Source organism: Pseudomonas sp. EA_65y_Pfl2_P74, from assembly GCF_963970575.1.
Taxonomy (GTDB): Bacteria; Pseudomonadota; Gammaproteobacteria; order Pseudomonadales; family Pseudomonadaceae; genus Aquipseudomonas; species Aquipseudomonas baetica_A.
The window spans coordinates 1-16,363 of the sequence record NZ_CAXAOQ010000032.1 but is presented as its reverse complement, the minus strand read 5'-3'; the positions used below and the strand labels follow the sequence as shown (position 1 = coordinate 16,363).

Sequence of the window (16,363 nt, the reverse complement as noted above, 5' to 3'; positions counted from 1 at the left end):
TTGTGCTGTAAGGCCCGCAAAGCTTTCGCCGCTTGCTGGCAAAAGGCTAAGCTACAGACAATTCAGTGCTGATCGAGGTCAGCACTTGTCATGATTTCTCTGCCCGGATGTCTCATGCGCAGTCGCCTTTTCAGTGTTTTTTCCTGTTTCCTACTTACCGCCGCTGCCGTTCAATCCGCCCAGGCGGTGGACCTGTCCACCCAACGCCAGTATTACGATGAAGCCAAACGCGCCCTGGCCAAGGGCGACACCGGTCCGTATTTGCGTTACAGCCAGGCCCTGGCTGATTATCCGCTGGAACCGTATCTGGCTTACGACGAGCTGACCGCACGCCTGAAAACCGCGAGCAACGCGGAAATCGAGAAATTCCTCGCCGAGCACGGCGACCTGCCCCAGGCCAACTGGATGAAGCTGCGCTGGTTGCGCTGGCTCGCCGACCGTGGCGATTGGACAACCTTCGTCAAGTATTACGACCCGAAACTCAATTTCACCGAACTGGACTGCCTCAATGCGCAGTACCAGATCAGCCATAACCAAAAAGCCGAGGGATACGCCAACGCGGACAAGCTCTGGCTCACGGGCAAATCGCAACCTGCTGCGTGTGATGCGCTGTTTGGCATCTGGGCCGCTGACGGTCAGTTGACCGAGCAAAAACGCTGGCAGCGCACCAAGCTTGCAGCTCAGGCCCGCAACTTTGCATTGGCCAACAGCCTGGTGAAAGGCCTGACCACCCTCGCCCCACGCGGTCGTTTGTTGGTGGATGTGGCGCAAAAACCCGAGTTACTTAATCAACCATCACGCTTTACCCCCGCCGACGAACCGATGTCCGACGTGGTCAGCCTCGGCCTGCGCCGCCTGGCCCGCCAAGACCCTGACAAAGCCATGGCCTTGCTCGACGGCTACGCCAGCAGCATGCACTTCTCCCGCGATGAAAAAGTCGCGATCGCGCGGGAAATCGGCCTGACCCTGGCCCGGCGCTTCGACAGTCGAGCGCTGGACGTGATGACCAAATACGACCCGGAGCTACGTGACAACACGGTTTCCGAATGGCGCCTGCGCCTGCTGCTGCGTCTGGCGCGCTGGGACGACGCTTACCAATTGACCCGTCGCTTGCCGCAGGACCTGGCCACCACCAATCGCTGGCGCTACTGGCAAGCCCGCAGCCTGGAACTGGCACAGCCGCAGAACCCGCAAGTGCAGCACCTCTACAAGAGCCTGGCCCAGGAGCGCGACTTCTACGGCTTTCTTGCCGCTGACCGCTCACAGTCGCCGTATTCGCTGAACAACAAACCTTTAGTGCTCAGTCAGGCGCTGATCAACAAAGTACGCAACACCCCCGGCGTGCGGCGTGCGCTGGAATTCCACGCACGGGGACAGATCGTCGACGGCCGTCGCGAGTGGTATTACGTCAGCCGCCACTTCAATCGCGACGAAATGGTCGCCCAGGCGAAACTGGCCTATGACCTGAAATGGTACTTCCCGGCAATCCGCACCATCAGTCAGGCGAAATACTGGGACGATCTGGACATCCGCTTCCCGATGGCCCACCGCAATACCCTTGTGCGTGAATCCAAGGTTCGCGGGCTGCATTCGAGTTGGGTGTTCGCGATCACCCGCCAGGAAAGCGCCTTCATGGACGACGCCCGCTCAGGCGTTGGCGCCAGCGGTCTGATGCAACTGATGCCAGCCACCGCCAAGGAAACCGCGCGCAAGTTCAGCATTCCGCTGGCCTCGCCGAAGCAGGTGCTCGATCCGGACAAGAACATCCAACTCGGCGCGGCTTACCTGAGTCAGGTGCACAGCCAGTTCAACGGCAACCGCGTCCTCGCTTCTGCCGCTTACAACGCCGGTCCCGGCCGTGTACGCCAGTGGTTGCGTGGTGCTGATCACCTGAGCTTCGATGTCTGGGTCGAAAGCATTCCGTTCGACGAAACCCGCCAATACGTGCAGAACGTGTTGTCTTATTCGGTGATCTACGGCCAGAAGCTCAACTCGCCCCAGCCGCTGGTGGATTGGCATGAACGGTATTTTGATGGTCAGTGATCACGCAGATCACACCCGGTAAAGAAAATGCCCTTATCGCGAGATAAGGGCATTTTTCATAGCGCTCGACCGTGTCGGTGCTTAGTCGCTCATCACCTGCACGCCATCGTTGAACTGCAACGCCGCCAGCCGTGCATATAGCGGATTACTGGCAATCAATTCCTGATGCGTCCCTACCGCGACCAGTTTGCCCTGGTCCATCACGGCGATCCGGTCGGCGTTCTTCACCGTGGCCAAACGGTGGGCGATCACCAGTGTGGTGCGGTTGTGCATGAGATTGGGCAAGGCTTGCTGGATCAGGTGTTCACTTTGCGCGTCGAGTGCGCTGGTGGCTTCATCCAGCAGCAGGATTGGCGCATCCACCAACAACGCCCGGGCAATGGCCAGACGCTGGCGTTGACCACCGGAAAGTCCAAGACCGCCATCACCCAGATGGGTTTGATAGCCATCAGGCATTTGTTCGATGAAGTCATGGGCGTGGGCAATTCGGGCCGCTTCCTTGACTTGTTCCAGCGTGGCCGATGGGCAGCCATAGCGGATATTTTCCTCCACGCTGCCGAAGAACAGCGCCGGCGTCTGGGAGACCAAAGCAAAACAGCGACGCAGATCCAGCGGATCGAGGCTGGTCAACGGCACCCCATCCAGCAGAATTAGGCCTTCGCGCGGATCGTAAAAGCGCAGCAGCAAGTCATACACCGTGGATTTACCGGCACCGGATGGCCCCACCAGCGCCAGAGTTTCGCCAGCTCTGACGGTAAGATTCAACCCATCGACGGCGTAGCTTTGCGGACGCGAGGGGTAGGAAAACCTTACATCCTGCAGTTCCAGTTCGCCTTTTACTCGCGCCGGCAAGGTCACCAAACCCGTCGCTGGCGGTTGAATGATGTTTTCCGAGCGTAGTAATTCGGCAATCCGTTCAGCGGCACCGGCGGCGCGTTGCAGTTCACCAATCACTTCGCTCAATGTGCCAAAAGCGCTGCCGACAATCAGGCTGTAGAAGACGAACGCCGCCAGTTCACCGGCAGATATCCGCCCGGCAATCACATCCATGCCGCCGACCCACAACATCACCGCTACAGCGCCGAGCACCAGCACGATGACCAGAGTAATCAGCCACGCTCGCTGGAAGATTCGCTTGCGGGCCGTTTCGAAAGCCTGCTCAACCGTCGTCGCAAAGCGCTGTTCATCCTGCGCCTGATGGTTGTAAGCCTGAACGGTTTTGATCTGCCCGAGGGTTTCGGACACGTAGCTACCGATATCGGCAATCCGGTCCTGGCTCTGCCGCGACAGATTGCGCACGCGCCGCCCGAAAATCAGGATCGGCGCAATCACCAGCGGCAAGGCGATCACCACGATGCTGGTGAGTTTGGGGTTGGTGATGAACAGCAGTACAACCCCGCCGATGACCATCAGCAAGTTGCGCAGGAACAGCGACAACGACGAACCGATCACCGACTGCAGCAGAGTCGTGTCAGCCGTCAGGCGTGACTGGATTTCCGAGCTGCGATTGTCCTCGTAAAACCCCGGATGCAGGTAAACCAAATGGTTGAACACCTGCCGGCGGATGTCTGCCACCACTCGCTCACCGATCCACGACACCAGATAGAACCGGGCAAAGGTGCCGACCGCCAGGCCCAACACCAACAGCATGAATATGCCTATGGATTGGTTGAGCAAGTGCGGTGATTGGGTCATGAACCCCTGATCGACCAGCAGTTTGATCCCCTGCCCCAACGACAAGGTAATACCGGCCGTCACGATCAACGCCAGCAGCGCGCCGAAGGCCGGCCAGCGATAAGGGGCGAGAAAACGACTGGTCAGACGCAAGGCGCGCCGGTGTCGAGAGGAAAGCATCGGGATCATTGAGGTTCACGTCTGTGCTGTTGAATAGGGCCAGCCTACATACTCAAATGGGGTGGAACTCTGTAAATCACAATGAGTCAGGTTAAATATGCCCGTGACGACTAGGGCCTAGAGACTATTGGTCTAAAGTCCCGGTTGAGACGAACGGTCATTTCTGGTTGAGTGGAGATGCCGCCCCCGATAAAGCTCAGGGGATTGTCACAGCCCGGTCACGTGGCGGTTCTAACCTAGGCACACAACCTGATGAGGAGACAGGCCATGTCCTTGCAACACAGCAGCAATGACAAGATTGAAGTGATCCGCACCAAGCCCGGCCAGACTCTGGGTTGTTCGATCATTGATAAGGACGGGCGTGAAGTACCGATCACTGAAGACATGATCCAGGACGCTTGCCGCGAGCTGGAGAAGCGATTGATCAAGCCTGCCGAACAAAAGTGATATAGCCACTGTCTTCCTGACCCGGCCCCTCTGGCCGGGTTTTTTATGCGTGGCTGTCAGACCGCAGCTTGCTCGCGAACGGGCCGGTTCGGTGCCCTAGACCGCAACCGCTCCAAGTGCCGCCACGATCTGCCGCAATACAGGCGAATCTCCCTCAATCCGCACCTTCAACCCTTCAATCTCGCGCCGAACCGGATATTGCTTGCGCAGCACATCAAATGCCGCACGCTGTTCAGCGAGATTGCCTACAAGGCTGCGGCGAAAATCCGCATCGTCGCGGCGTGGGTCGTACACGCCACGGCACAACATCGCCAACGCCCAGGCAGGATCGCTGTCGGCCTGCAAGGTGACTTGCGACAACCACGGGGCAGGCAGCAAGTCACTGAGCTGGATGCTCGCAGGCTGCCCGATAAAGTCGCAGTACGCCTGATAGATCTGCGCCGTCCCGCGCTGTTTGCCATCGAGGCTGTACCCGGCAATGTGCGGCGTGGCCAGTACGCAGAGTTCGGCCAGTGCCACATCGACCTCCGGTTCTGCCTCCCAGACATCGAGCACTGCTTGCAGGTCTTCACGCGTCAGCAGCACTTTGCGCAGCGCGGCGTTATCCACCACCGGGCCACGGGCAGCATTGATGAGCCAGGCACCGGGCTTGAGTTGCTGCAAACGCTGTTGATCGAGCAGATGCCAGGTCGCCCCTTCACCGCTGCGGGTCAATGGCGTGTGCAGGCTGATCACATCGCATTGCTCGATGATCTGCTCCAGGCTGACGTAATCGCCCCCCTCGGCGGACTGACGCGGCGGATCGCAGACCTTCACGTTCCAGCCCAGACCTTTAAGGACCGTGATCAGTCGACCACCGACTTCGCCCGCACCCACCACACCGAAGGTTCGCTGAGCCAGATCGACGCCTTCGATTTCGGCCAGCGTCATCAGGCTGCCAAGCACGTAATCGACCACGCCCCGGGCATTACAGCCGGGCGCACTCGACCAGGTGATACCGGCTTGGGCGAAGTATTCAAGATCCAGATGATCAGTGCCTATGGTGCAGGTGCCAACAAAGCGCACCTTACTGCCCTCGAGCAAGGCACGGTTGACGCTGGTCACAGAACGCACCAGCAATACATCGGCCTGTTCAACCGTCGCACGGTCGATGGAACGGCCTGGAACTCGGCGGATTTCACCGAAACCGGCAAAAAAAGCATCGAGCAACGGAATATTTTCGTCGGCAACAATCAGCATGGCGGGCTCCTTTGGCGGATCGGCAGTTTAGGTGCAGACAGGCGGTTGGGCCAGCAGGCTTTGCGCTTACAAATCCGTAACAGAGGATTTTTCCTGACCAAGGCGTCAGCGGCGTAGAATGCGGCGCCCTGCGCATCAATATCTGTGGACGCTTTGCCTGTGAATTCCGTAACTGACCAACCTGTCGCCGTCGCCCTCACCCGTCCCGCCAGGGTTCGCCTGGAGATGAAAAACCTGCTCGCCCTGGCGTTGCCGATCATCATCGCGCAACTGGCAACCACGGCCATGGGTTTCGTCGACACGGTAATGGCCGGTCGCGTCGGCCCGGGGGATCTGGCGGCGGTGGCCTTGGGCAACTCGATCTGGGTACCGGTCTTCCTGCTGATGACCGGCACCCTGCTGGCGACCACGCCGAAAGTCGCCCAGCGCTTCGGCGCCGGCACTCACAGCGAGATCGGCCCGGTTGTGCGACAGGCATTGTGGCTGGCGTTGGCAGTAGGGTTAATTGCGACCGTAATGCTGCTCGGCGCCGAGCCGATCCTGCATCTGATGAACGTCGATCCCGAGCTGATTGGCCCTTGCATGCAGTATTTGCACGGCATCGCCAGCGGGCTGCCGGCGGTGGCGTTTTATCATGTACTGCGCTGCTTCAGTGATGGCCTGGGCCGCACGCGGCCGGCGATGGTGTTGGGCTTGTGCGGCCTGGCGCTCAATATCCCGCTGAACTACATCTTCATCTACGGCCACTTCGGCGTGCCGGCCATGGGCGGCGTCGGCTGCGGTTGGGCCACGGCGATCGTGATGTGGGTGATGGCGCTGGGGCTGGCCGGTTACGAGCGCTGGGCGCCAGCCTATCGTTCAAGCGAACTGTTCAGCCGTTTCGATTGGCCACAGTGGGCGGTCATCAAACGTCTGCTGGCGATCGGCCTGCCGATCGGTATCGCCGTGTTTGCCGAGTCGAGCATTTTCGCGGTCATCGCGCTACTGATCGGCAGCCTCGGCGCTACCGTGGTGGCCGGGCACCAGATTGCACTCAACGCCAGCTCGCTGGTGTTCATGATTCCTTACTCACTGGGCATGGCAGTTACCGTGCGCGTGGGCCAGGCTCTGGGCCGGGAAGAACCGCGTGAAGCGCGTTTTGCGGCGGGCGTCGGCATGGGGACCGCATTGGCCTACGCCTGCTTGTCGGCGAGCATGATGTTGCTGTTGCGCGAGCCGATTGCGGCGATCTACACCGCTGACCCGACGGTGATTCACATCGCCGCGATGCTGATTGTGTATTCGGCGCTGTTTCAGTTTTCCGACGCGATCCAGGTCACCGCCGCCGGCGCGCTGCGTGGTTATCAGGACACACGCGTAACGATGATCCTGACCCTGTTCGCCTATTGGGGCATCGGCCTGCCGGTGGGTTACGCCCTCGGCCTGACAGATTGGCTCGGCGCGCCTCGTGGCCCGAGCGGTTTGTGGCAAGGTTTGATCGTCGGCCTGAGTTGCGCGGCGTTCATGTTGTCGATTCGTCTGACCCGCAGTGCGCGCAAGCGTATCCGAATCAGCCGTTCGCTGGGCTAAGTCCACTTAAACCAAAAAAATGTGGGAGCGGGCTTGCTCGCGAAAGCGGTATCTCAGTCGCCCTTGTAGGTGACTGAAAAACTGCATTCGCGAGCAAGCCCGCTCCCACATTGGGTTTGGCCTGAGGCTCAGGCGTGCTTCTTGCGAATCCAGTACAGGTAAGTACCAGCCTCTTCATGCTGGCTAACCAGTTCATGGTCGAGAAACACGCAGAACTTGGGGATATCGCGCTTGGTCGACGGATCGGTGGCGATTACCTTGAGCAGGCCGCCGGGTGCCAGATCACGGATGTGCTGATGCAGCATCATCACCGGCTCCGGGCAATTGAGGCCCGTGGCATCGAGGGTACCGTCGACCGGCATGTCGATCATTTCACTCATGATTCACTCCTGAAACTGGCCGGCATTGTCGCGCATTGCCGGGTATATCGTCTAACCCTGTGGTGCTTCAGCGGGATTTGGGTTTTCTAACGTCATGCCGACGCAAGTGGCACGTGACCTCTTCGCGATCGTGATACAGCTGCTTGCAGCCGATATCAACCTTGATGCCGCGCGCCTTGAAACCATCGGCAATGCGCTCAAGCAGACGCTTCACTTCGGCATAACGCTGTTTCATCGGCAGCTTCAGGTTCACGACCGCCTCACGGCAATGCCCCTCGCCGATCCACTCTTCGAGCATCGCCGCGTTACGCGCCGGTTTCTCGACGATGTCGCAGACCATCCAGTCCACCGGTTGCTTGGGCTTGAAGGTAAAACCGTCAGCCATCAAATGCTGCACCAAACCCGTGTCCATCAGACTTTCGGCCATCGGACCGTTGTCGATGGCGGTCACCAGCATGCCGCGATTGACCAGTTGCCAGGTCCAGCCACCCGGCGCGGCGCCGAGATCGACGCCGGTCATGTCGCTGTGTAGACGATCTTCCCACTGATCACGCGGGATGAAGTGGTGCCAGGCCTCTTCCAGCTTCAGTGTCGAACGGCTTGGCGCCTCACGCGGAAACTTCAAACGAGGGATACCCATCGGCCACATCGCCGAGTTACCCGCGTCCGCCATACCGAGAAAAACTTCGCGGCCGCTCTTGAAGGTCAGCAACAGACGCGGCTTGCTGGCGTCTTCCACCAGTTTGCCGGCGCCGGTCAACGCTTTACGCAGCGGGCCTTCGAACTTCTTGCAGAAATTCGACAGTTCCTTGCCGTCGTTGGTGTCGACGACTTCCAGCCAAAGGCTGCCGCACACCGGGAAATCGGCCATGTGCGCGAGGATCACGCTGATACGGTCGGTTTCAGGCAGATCGATGAAAACGCCACGCGCCCATTGGCGCGGGAAGATCAGCTCGGCAAAACGCTGACCACGCATCAGGCGCTCGGCGCCGTCTTCTTCGGTGCAGACAAACTCGGCGCAGGCGGTGGCCGTTTTGGCTTTGGCGTAACCGGCCACGTTGAGTTGGGCGGCGAGGTCGGAAATCTCCGAGCAGACTTCGCCTTCGAAACCTGGCCGGCAATGCATGAATAGGGTGTTCATTCTTACTCCTGGGCAGAGGGCGGACATTCGGCCCCTGCGCGATGCTCAAGCCTTGCGTTGCGGCAAAGCCTGTCACGAAAACCGGCGCATGATAGCCGATGTCGGAACCTTGGACTTCGTCATAGAGTCCAGTTATTAGCCAGCTAATGAAAACAGGGCTAGTTTTAAAGCTCTATTCGTCCCCCGATCCGTAGCCGTGCGGATTCAAAGGAGTGATCGTAATGCCGTCCCTCGATAGTCTGAAGACGCTTAAAACACTGCAAATCGACGATAAGACCTACCACTATTTCAGCCTGCCGGATGCTGCCAAAAGCCTTGGCAACATCGACAAGCTACCGATGTCGCTGAAAGTGCTGCTGGAAAACCTGCTGCGCTGGGAAGATGAAAAAACCGTCACCGGCGCCGACCTCAGAGCGATTGCCGCCTGGCTCAAGGAGCGCCGCTCCGACCGCGAGATCCAGTACCGCCCGGCCCGGGTATTGATGCAGGATTTTACCGGTGTACCGGCCGTGGTCGATCTCGCCGCGATGCGCGCCGCCATGGCCAAGGCCGGTGGTGATCCGCAGCGGATCAATCCGCTGTCGCCGGTGGACCTGGTGATCGACCATTCGGTAATGGTCGACAAATTCGCCACCGCCAGCGCTTTCGAGCAGAACGTCGACATCGAAATGCAGCGCAACGGTGAGCGTTACGCCTTCCTGCGTTGGGGCCAGAGCGCTTTCGACAACTTCAGCGTGGTGCCGCCGGGCACCGGGATCTGTCACCAGGTCAACCTCGAATACCTCGGCCGCACGGTGTGGACCAAAGATGAAGACGGTCGTACCTATGCCTTCCCTGATACGCTGGTGGGCACCGACTCCCACACCACCATGATCAATGGCCTTGGCGTGCTGGGCTGGGGTGTCGGCGGGATCGAAGCCGAAGCGGCGATGCTTGGGCAACCGGTGTCAATGCTGATTCCGGAAGTGGTCGGTTTCAAACTCACTGGCAAACTCAAGGAAGGCATCACCGCGACCGACCTGGTGCTGACCGTCACGCAAATGCTGCGCAAGAAAGGTGTGGTGGGCAAATTCGTCGAGTTCTATGGCGACGGCCTCGCCGACCTGCCGCTGGCTGACCGCGCGACCATCGCCAACATGGCTCCGGAATATGGCGCAACATGCGGTTTCTTCCCGGTCGATGACGTGACCTTGGAATACCTGCGCCTGTCCGGACGCCCCCCGCACGTGGTGAAACTGGTCGAGGCTTACACCAAGACTCAGGGGTTGTGGCGTCTACCCGGTCAGGAGCCGGAGTTCACCGACAGCCTGGCGCTGGACATGGGTGGCGTCGAAGCGAGCCTCGCCGGGCCAAAACGACCGCAGGATCGCGTTTCATTACCCAACGTTGCGCAAGCCTTCAGCGACTTCCTCGACCTGCAATTCAAACCCACCAGTAAAGAAGAAGGACGTCTTGAAAGCGAAGGTGGCGGCGGCGTGGCCGTGGGCAATGCCGATCTCATCGGCGAAACGGAGTACGAATACGAGGGGCGCACCTATCGACTGAAAAACGGCGCGGTGGTTATCGCCGCCATCACCTCGTGTACCAACACCTCAAACCCGAGTGTGATGATGGCCGCCGGGCTCTTGGCCAAAAAAGCCGTGGAGAAGGGGCTGACCCGTAAACCGTGGGTGAAGAGTTCGCTGGCGCCGGGCTCGAAAGTGGTTACCGATTACTACAAGGCGGCGGGACTGACGCAATACCTCGACCAGCTTGGCTTTTCGCTGGTGGGTTACGGTTGCACCACCTGCATCGGCAACTCCGGCCCGCTGCCAGAGCCGATCGAGAAAGCCATTCAGAAAGCAGACCTTGCTGTCGCTTCGGTGCTGTCCGGCAACCGCAACTTCGAAGGTCGGGTGCATCCATTGGTGAAAACCAACTGGCTGGCCTCACCACCGCTGGTGGTGGCTTACGCGCTGGCCGGCACTGTTCGTACCGATATCAGCAGCGAACCGTTGGGCAATGATCCACAAGGCAATCCGGTGTATCTGCGCGATATCTGGCCGAGTAGCCAGGAAATCGCCGACGCGGTGAATCAGGTCAACACCGCGATGTTCCACAAGGAATACGCCGAAGTGTTTGCCGGCGACGAACAGTGGCAAGCCATCGAGGTGCCACAAGCGGCAACTTATGTGTGGCAGGACGATTCGACCTACATCCAGCATCCGCCGTTTTTCGACGAGATTTCTGGCCCACTGCCAGAGATCAAGGATGTAAAAGGCGCGCGGGTGTTGGCTTTGCTCGGCGATTCGGTGACCACCGACCACATCTCCCCTGCCGGCAACATCAAGACCGACAGCCCGGCCGGGCGTTACCTGCGCGAAAAAGGCGTGGAACCGCGAGACTTCAACTCCTACGGCTCGCGGCGCGGCAACCATGAAGTGATGATGCGCGGCACCTTTGCCAACATCCGCATCCGCAACGAGATGCTCGGCGGTGAAGAAGGCGGCAACACGATCTACATGCCCACGGGTGAGAAACTGGCGATCTACGACGCGGCCATGAAATATCAGGCTTCGGGAACACCCTTGGTGGTGATTGCCGGACAGGAATACGGTACCGGCTCCAGCCGTGACTGGGCGGCTAAAGGCACCAACCTGTTGGGCGTCAAAGCGGTGATTGCCGAAAGTTTCGAGCGCATCCACCGCTCCAATCTGGTGGGCATGGGCGTATTGCCGCTGCAGTTCAAGCTCGATCAAAACCGCAAGAACCTGCACCTGACCGGCAAGGAAACCTTCGAGATTAAGGGCCTGAGTGGCATTGAGCTGACGCCGCGGATGAATCTGCCGCTGGTGATCACCCGTGAAGACGGGCAGCAGGAGAAAATCGACGTGCTGTGCCGCATCGATACCTTGAATGAAGTGGAGTACTTCAAGGCGGGCGGGATCCTGCATTACGTGCTGCGGCAGCTTATCGCCTCTTGATCCACACCGTACCTGCTGGGGGGAGCTTGCTCTCTCCCCACAGTGGGTCATACCGGCACTTTTTTACGGACGAAAAAAAACCCGCCGAAGCGGGTTTTTCCCAAGACCATTATCGACTCCCTGTCGGCAGCGATCCTTGCAATGGTCGATCATCCGTGATCCTGAAGTACTCCCTGTGCTTCAGTTGATGTGTGTAGATTACGCGTGGGATCCAATCGGTAATAGTCGACATAGCTACCATCGCGTGTAGGACATTCGCTATACGACCCCTTCCGAAAACCCTTAGACGTGTCAGGCGCGGGGCTTCAAATCCGCAATGTGTTCGACTTTCAGCGGCCCATAGGCGTATTCCGGCAGAAACCATACAGCAGCCAACACCCCCAACCTCATCCACCTGCCCCCTGACGAGCCCTGGCACTGTCGATAAGAAAGTGTTCAAGGCGGCTCAACTGTTCTTCCCAGCCACGGCTGTCCATGTAATAAGCCTCCTTCTGACGAATATCCGGAATGTGCGCAAAACCTGACTCTGACACCTTCAGCAAGGTGCCTTCCTCGTAATCTTGCAGCTCAAACTTGACCAGCGTGGTGGGCTCTTGGGAATAGTCGATCTTTGGATTGACCGCATACGGATGCCAGCGGAATGAAAATAGTTGCTGCGGCTCGACTCGCTCGACCAGCACATTCCATAAAACGTGCTCAAAACCCGGATACGTGACTTGCCCTTGCGTCCATTCGCCGGCAATAAAACGCCTGCCTTCCAGTGCCACCCCAAACCACTGGCCAAACGCCTCGGCATCGACCAATGCACGCCAGACATGAGAACGTGGCGCCCTGAGCGTGATTTTGCGTTCGAAACTATTGGGTACTGGTTTCATACGTCACCTCCTGTTCTGAACAGTAGGCTTGTATGACCACATGTCCAACCTGAAGTTGTATCAAAGCAGTGCAGCGGTTCATCTGCAATGACACATCCGGCAGCGTTTCAAGCGCCTCTGAACGGTTGAAACTGATACCTTTTCCCGGGAATTGAACGAAGCAAGGAAGAGTCATGCAGCCATCCCTCACCGAACGTTATCGCGGCGCCCTGCTGGGCCTGGCTTGCGGCGACGCGGTCGGCACCACGGTTGAGTTCAAACCGCGCGGTTCATTCCAACCATTGACTGACATGCTCGGTGGTGGTCCTTTCCACTTGAAACCGGGGCAATGGACGGATGACACATCGATGGCTCTGTGCCTGGCGGAAAGTCTGCTGAGTAAAAACGGTTTCGATGCCACAGACCAGATGGGCCGCTATCTCAACTGGTGGAAATGGGGTTACCTCAGTTCGACCGGCGAATGTTTTGATATTGGCATGACCGTCAGTCAGGCGCTCTCGCATTATCAGCAAACAGGTGAACCCTTTGCTGGATCAACCGACCCGCACACCGCTGGTAATGGCTCCCTGATGCGGCTGGCACCGGTGGTGCTGTTTTACTTTCCTGACGTTGAACTGGTGCGAAAGTTTGCCGCCGACAGCTCGCGAACAACCCATGCAGCGCCTGAAGCTATCGAATGCTGCTTACTATTTGCCGAACTGATCGGCAAAACCCTGCTCGGAACAGCGAAAAACATCTTGCTCGAGCACGCCCTCACGACCTTCACACAACCCAAAGTCGTTGCGCTGGCCCGAGGTGAATACCTCGACAAACCGGCAAACGAAATACGCGGTAGCGGCTACAGCGTCGAGTCATTGGAAGCAGCATTGTGGTGCTTTCATCACACCGACAGTTTTTCAGAGGCGATCCTGCAAGCCGCGAATCTGGGCGATGATGCCGACACCACCGCCGCGATCGTTGGCCAGTTGGCCGGTGCCTTCTACGGCGTCGGGGCCATTCCTGCCAAATGGCTGGAACTGCTGCATGAAGGCGAGGAGATTACAGCGACCGCAGACCGCTTGCTTGAAGCCTCCAGACAACGAGCACCTGAATAGGAACCACGCAGTCGCTACACTACTCTGCACTTTCATCCGATATAACGAGAACTCCCATGTCCCCACGCCTGCTCCTGGCCCTGATGCCATTTCTGTTCACCCCCCTCGCCCACGCCGCCGTCGACTGTGCCAACGCCAGCGATCAGGCAACGATGAATCAATGCGCCGGCCAGGACTTCAAAGCGGCGGACAAAGAACTGAACACCGTATATCAGCAGATCACCGGGCGCTTGAAGGACAATCCGGATAGCAAGAAGCTGTTGGTCAATGCGCAAAGGGCGTGGATCGGGTTTCGCGATGCCGAGTGCGCGTTTTCGTCATCCGGGGTGGCGGGCGGCAGCGTTTACCCGCTGATTTACAGTAGCTGCATGACGGCCGTGACCAAAGTCCGGGTTGAGGCGCTGAAGCAATATTTGAAGTGTGAAGAAGGTGACATGGGTTGCCCGGTCCCCGGGGCCTGATGCGTGTAGTGAGGATTTTTTGCGCAATAACTGTGCCGCCGCGCGGAAACGGTATTGCTCGACAGCTTCCAGCACATGCTCAGCCTGCGAGAGCCTGTGCTGTCTAGCTGCTGCCGGTTAAACGTGCGGATTGCCCGGTGCTTTGGTCGGCGCGGCGTATTGCGGCTTAAGATGACCATCCTGATCAAGTAGCCAGGCGTCCATGATCTGCCGTACCACGGGACCGGCGACACGACCACCGGCTTCGCCGTTTTCGATCATCACCGAAACCGCAATCTTAGGATCTTCAGCCGGCGCAAAACCGACGAACAAGGCATTGTCGCGGTGGCGTTCGAGGGTCTTCTCACGGTTATAGCGCTCACCTTGCTTGATCGCCACCACCTGTGCCGTGCCGCTCTTGCCGGCGATTCGATATTGCGCACCTGCTGCCGCCGCGCGAGCAATGCCGCGGGGAGCGTGCATCACCATCTGCATGCCGTGGTTGACCTGCTCCCAGTCGCGCGGGTCCTTGAGCACGATATTCGGCATCGGATGCTCATCGACCGGTGCCACACCATCGACAGTCTTGGCCAAGTGCGGTCGGTTCCACACGCCTTTGTTTGCGATCAACGCGGTCGCCTGCGCCAGTTGCAAAGGTGTGACCTGCATGTAGCCTTGACCAATACCGAGGATGACCGTTTCGCCCGGGTACCAGGCCTGCCGCCGTGTCGCGCGCTTCCAGGCTTGAGATGGCATCAGACCGGGGGATTCTTCGAACATATCCAGCGAGACTTTCTCACCCAGGCCGAACATTGCCATGTAGTCGTGCAGGCGATCAATGCCGAGCTTGTGCGCCAGATCATAGAAGTAGGTGTCGTTGGAGCGCATGATCGCTGCGTCCATGTCGACCCAACCGTCACCGCTGTGGTTCCAGTTTCGGTACTTGTGATCGTAGTCCGGGAGTTGGTAGTAGCCCGGATCGAACACGCGGGTCTGCGGCGTGACAACGCCCGCATCGAGACCGGCGATCGCGACTTCCGGCTTGATCGTCGAGCCCGGCGCGTACAAGCCTCGAAGTACACGGTTGAATAGCGGCCGATCAATGGAGTCACGGAGCGCCGAATACTCCTTGGAGCTGATGCCAGTAACGAACAGGTTAGGGTCAAAACTCGGGTTGCTGACCATGGCTAACACCTCGCCACTGCTCGGATCAAGCGCCACGACGGAACCGCGGCGATCCCCCAAAGCAGCTTCGGCAGCTTCCTGCAATTTGACGTCGAGGCTCAGGACTATGTTTTTGCCCGGCTCGGGATCTGTATGTTTGAGTACCCGTAGCACTCGGCCTTGAGCGTTGGTTTCCACTTCCTCATAACCGACGTGACCGTGCAGTTGCGCTTCATAGAAGCGTTCGATACCGGTTTTGCCGATGGATTGGGTGCCGCGGTATTCCTCCGAGTCGAGGGTCTTGGATTCTTTTTCATTGATGCGGCCGACATAACCAATTGAGTGAGCGAAGTGCATGCCGAATGGGTAATGTCGAACGAACTGTGGCTCTACATCCAGGCCAGGCAAACGGAACTCATTGACCGCCAACACAGCGATTTGTTCTTCCGTCAGCTCATAGAACAGCGTTACCGGGGTGAACGGGTGGTGGGACTGCTTCAGCGCCTTGTCGAATACCGTCCGATCTTCCGCAGGTAGGTGTAAGAGATTGATAACCTCGTCCAACTCCTGATTGACGTTGGTGGCACGTTCGCGAGTGATGCTCAGGTTGTAACTGGGACGGTTATCTGCCAATAGCACGCCATTGCGGTCGTAGATCAGTCCGCGTGTGGGCGGGATCGGCAAAACATGGACGCGGTTGTTTTCTGAAATGGTTGAGTGGTAGTCGAACTCGACTACTTGCAGGATGTAAAGGCGCACCACCAGCGCACAGCTAATGACGAAGACGAAAAAGGCGCAGGCGATCAACCTTTTGTTGACCAGCCGCGTCTCTTTCTCGTGATCCTTGATCGGGATTGGTTCAGGCATTTCCACAGCAACTCTTTGACATAAATGAGTGCCGCTCCCTAGGCATGGCATCAGTCCGTGAAAAAAAGAGCTGCACCATACCAAAAACTGCCCGGTCACTTCATAACGTTTTTCCCCCAACAGAAGCTCTTGTAACAGCTAGGGGATCAACGGGCCTGAAAACTTTCCTGCGGGCAAAACAAAACCCCAACTGCTTTCGCAATTGGGGTTTCGGAATTTAATCTTGACGATGACCTACTCTCACATGGGGAAACCCCACACTACCATCGGCGATGCATCGTTTCACT

Annotated in this window: 12 protein-coding genes; 6 read left to right on the top strand and 6 right to left on the bottom strand. The window is 58.5% G+C overall.

Annotated elements, in window-relative coordinates:
* Nucleotides 1-114 precede the first annotated feature (114 nt).
* Nucleotides 115-2,043 carry a transglycosylase SLT domain-containing protein gene (locus AACY18_RS22730; protein ID WP_339466191.1) on the top strand — a complete coding sequence of 643 codons (1,929 nt, stop codon included), beginning with the start codon at nt 115-117 and terminating at the stop codon, nt 2,041-2,043.
* Between the two features lie 81 nt (nt 2,044-2,124).
* On the opposite strand, the gene AACY18_RS22725 is transcribed toward AACY18_RS22730, so the two are convergent.
* Nucleotides 2,125-3,906, bottom strand: a complete 1,782-nt coding sequence (locus AACY18_RS22725) for an ABC transporter transmembrane domain-containing protein (protein ID WP_339433397.1) — start codon at nt 3,904-3,906, stop codon at nt 2,125-2,127.
* A gap of 258 nt (nt 3,907-4,164) precedes the next feature.
* On the opposite strand from AACY18_RS22725, the gene AACY18_RS22720 reads away from it, so the two are divergent.
* Nucleotides 4,165-4,344 (top strand): PA1571 family protein, encoded by a 180-nt coding sequence (locus AACY18_RS22720; protein ID WP_339433398.1) that lies wholly within the window; start codon nt 4,165-4,167, stop codon nt 4,342-4,344.
* Between the two features lie 96 nt (nt 4,345-4,440).
* Here the strand turns inward: AACY18_RS22720 and pdxB are convergent, their stop codons facing one another.
* Nucleotides 4,441-5,583, bottom strand: coding sequence for a 4-phosphoerythronate dehydrogenase PdxB (gene pdxB, locus AACY18_RS22715; protein ID WP_339433399.1), 1,143 nt, complete (start codon nt 5,581-5,583; stop codon nt 4,441-4,443).
* 159 nt (nt 5,584-5,742) lie between these two features.
* Between pdxB and AACY18_RS22710 the strand changes: the two genes are divergently transcribed.
* Nucleotides 5,743-7,152 (top strand): MATE family efflux transporter, encoded by a 1,410-nt coding sequence (locus tag AACY18_RS22710; RefSeq protein ID WP_339466190.1) that lies wholly within the window; start codon nt 5,743-5,745, stop codon nt 7,150-7,152.
* A gap of 128 nt (nt 7,153-7,280) precedes the next feature.
* Here the strand turns inward: AACY18_RS22710 and tusA are convergent, their stop codons facing one another.
* Nucleotides 7,281-7,532 (bottom strand): sulfurtransferase TusA, encoded by a 252-nt coding sequence (tusA, locus tag AACY18_RS22705; protein ID WP_339433401.1) that lies wholly within the window; start codon nt 7,530-7,532, stop codon nt 7,281-7,283.
* A 67-nt stretch (nt 7,533-7,599) separates the two neighbouring features.
* Nucleotides 7,600-8,673: a 23S rRNA (cytidine(2498)-2'-O)-methyltransferase RlmM gene (rlmM, locus tag AACY18_RS22700; RefSeq protein ID WP_339433402.1), complete on the bottom strand. Its 1,074-nt coding sequence runs from the start codon at nt 8,671-8,673 to the stop codon at nt 7,600-7,602.
* Nucleotides 8,674-8,894: 221 nt separating this feature from the next.
* Between rlmM and acnA the strand changes: the two genes are divergently transcribed.
* A complete protein-coding gene (gene acnA, locus AACY18_RS22695) occupies nt 8,895-11,636 on the top strand; it encodes an aconitate hydratase AcnA (protein ID WP_339466189.1) in 2,742 nt (913 codons plus the stop codon).
* Between the two features lie 386 nt (nt 11,637-12,022).
* On the opposite strand, the gene AACY18_RS22690 is transcribed toward acnA, so the two are convergent.
* Nucleotides 12,023-12,511, bottom strand: coding sequence for an SRPBCC family protein (locus tag AACY18_RS22690; RefSeq protein ID WP_221733243.1), 489 nt, complete (start codon nt 12,509-12,511; stop codon nt 12,023-12,025).
* A 173-nt stretch (nt 12,512-12,684) separates the two neighbouring features.
* Between AACY18_RS22690 and AACY18_RS22685 the strand changes: the two genes are divergently transcribed.
* Nucleotides 12,685-13,605, top strand: coding sequence for an ADP-ribosylglycohydrolase family protein (locus AACY18_RS22685; protein ID WP_339433404.1), 921 nt, complete (start codon nt 12,685-12,687; stop codon nt 13,603-13,605).
* Between the two features lie 56 nt (nt 13,606-13,661).
* Nucleotides 13,662-14,066 carry a lysozyme inhibitor LprI family protein gene (locus AACY18_RS22680; RefSeq protein WP_339433405.1) on the top strand — a complete coding sequence of 135 codons (405 nt, stop codon included), beginning with the start codon at nt 13,662-13,664 and terminating at the stop codon, nt 14,064-14,066.
* Between the two features lie 117 nt (nt 14,067-14,183).
* Here the strand turns inward: AACY18_RS22680 and mrdA are convergent, their stop codons facing one another.
* A complete protein-coding gene (mrdA, locus tag AACY18_RS22675; RefSeq protein ID WP_339466188.1) occupies nt 14,184-16,076 on the bottom strand; it encodes a penicillin-binding protein 2 in 1,893 nt (630 codons plus the stop codon).
* Between the last annotated feature and the right edge of the window lie 287 nt (nt 16,077-16,363).

Coding starts and splice junctions, on each gene's coding strand:
- AACY18_RS22730 (WP_339466191.1), top strand. CDS start 115: ATGCGCAGTCGCCTTTTCAGTGTTTTTTCCTGTTTCCTACTTACCGCC.
- AACY18_RS22725 (WP_339433397.1), bottom strand. CDS start 3,906: ATGATCCCGATGCTTTCCTCTCGACACCGGCGCGCCTTGCGTCTGACC.
- AACY18_RS22720 (WP_339433398.1), top strand. CDS start 4,165: ATGTCCTTGCAACACAGCAGCAATGACAAGATTGAAGTGATCCGCACC.
- pdxB (WP_339433399.1), bottom strand. CDS start 5,583: ATGCTGATTGTTGCCGACGAAAATATTCCGTTGCTCGATGCTTTTTTT.
- tusA (WP_339433401.1), bottom strand. CDS start 7,532: ATGAGTGAAATGATCGACATGCCGGTCGACGGTACCCTCGATGCCACG.
- rlmM (WP_339433402.1), bottom strand. CDS start 8,673: ATGAACACCCTATTCATGCATTGCCGGCCAGGTTTCGAAGGCGAAGTC.
- acnA (WP_339466189.1), top strand. CDS start 8,895: ATGCCGTCCCTCGATAGTCTGAAGACGCTTAAAACACTGCAAATCGAC.
- AACY18_RS22690 (WP_221733243.1), bottom strand. CDS start 12,511: ATGAAACCAGTACCCAATAGTTTCGAACGCAAAATCACGCTCAGGGCG.
- AACY18_RS22685 (WP_339433404.1), top strand. CDS start 12,685: ATGCAGCCATCCCTCACCGAACGTTATCGCGGCGCCCTGCTGGGCCTG.
- AACY18_RS22680 (WP_339433405.1), top strand. CDS start 13,662: ATGTCCCCACGCCTGCTCCTGGCCCTGATGCCATTTCTGTTCACCCCC.
- mrdA (WP_339466188.1), bottom strand. CDS start 16,076: ATGCCTGAACCAATCCCGATCAAGGATCACGAGAAAGAGACGCGGCTG.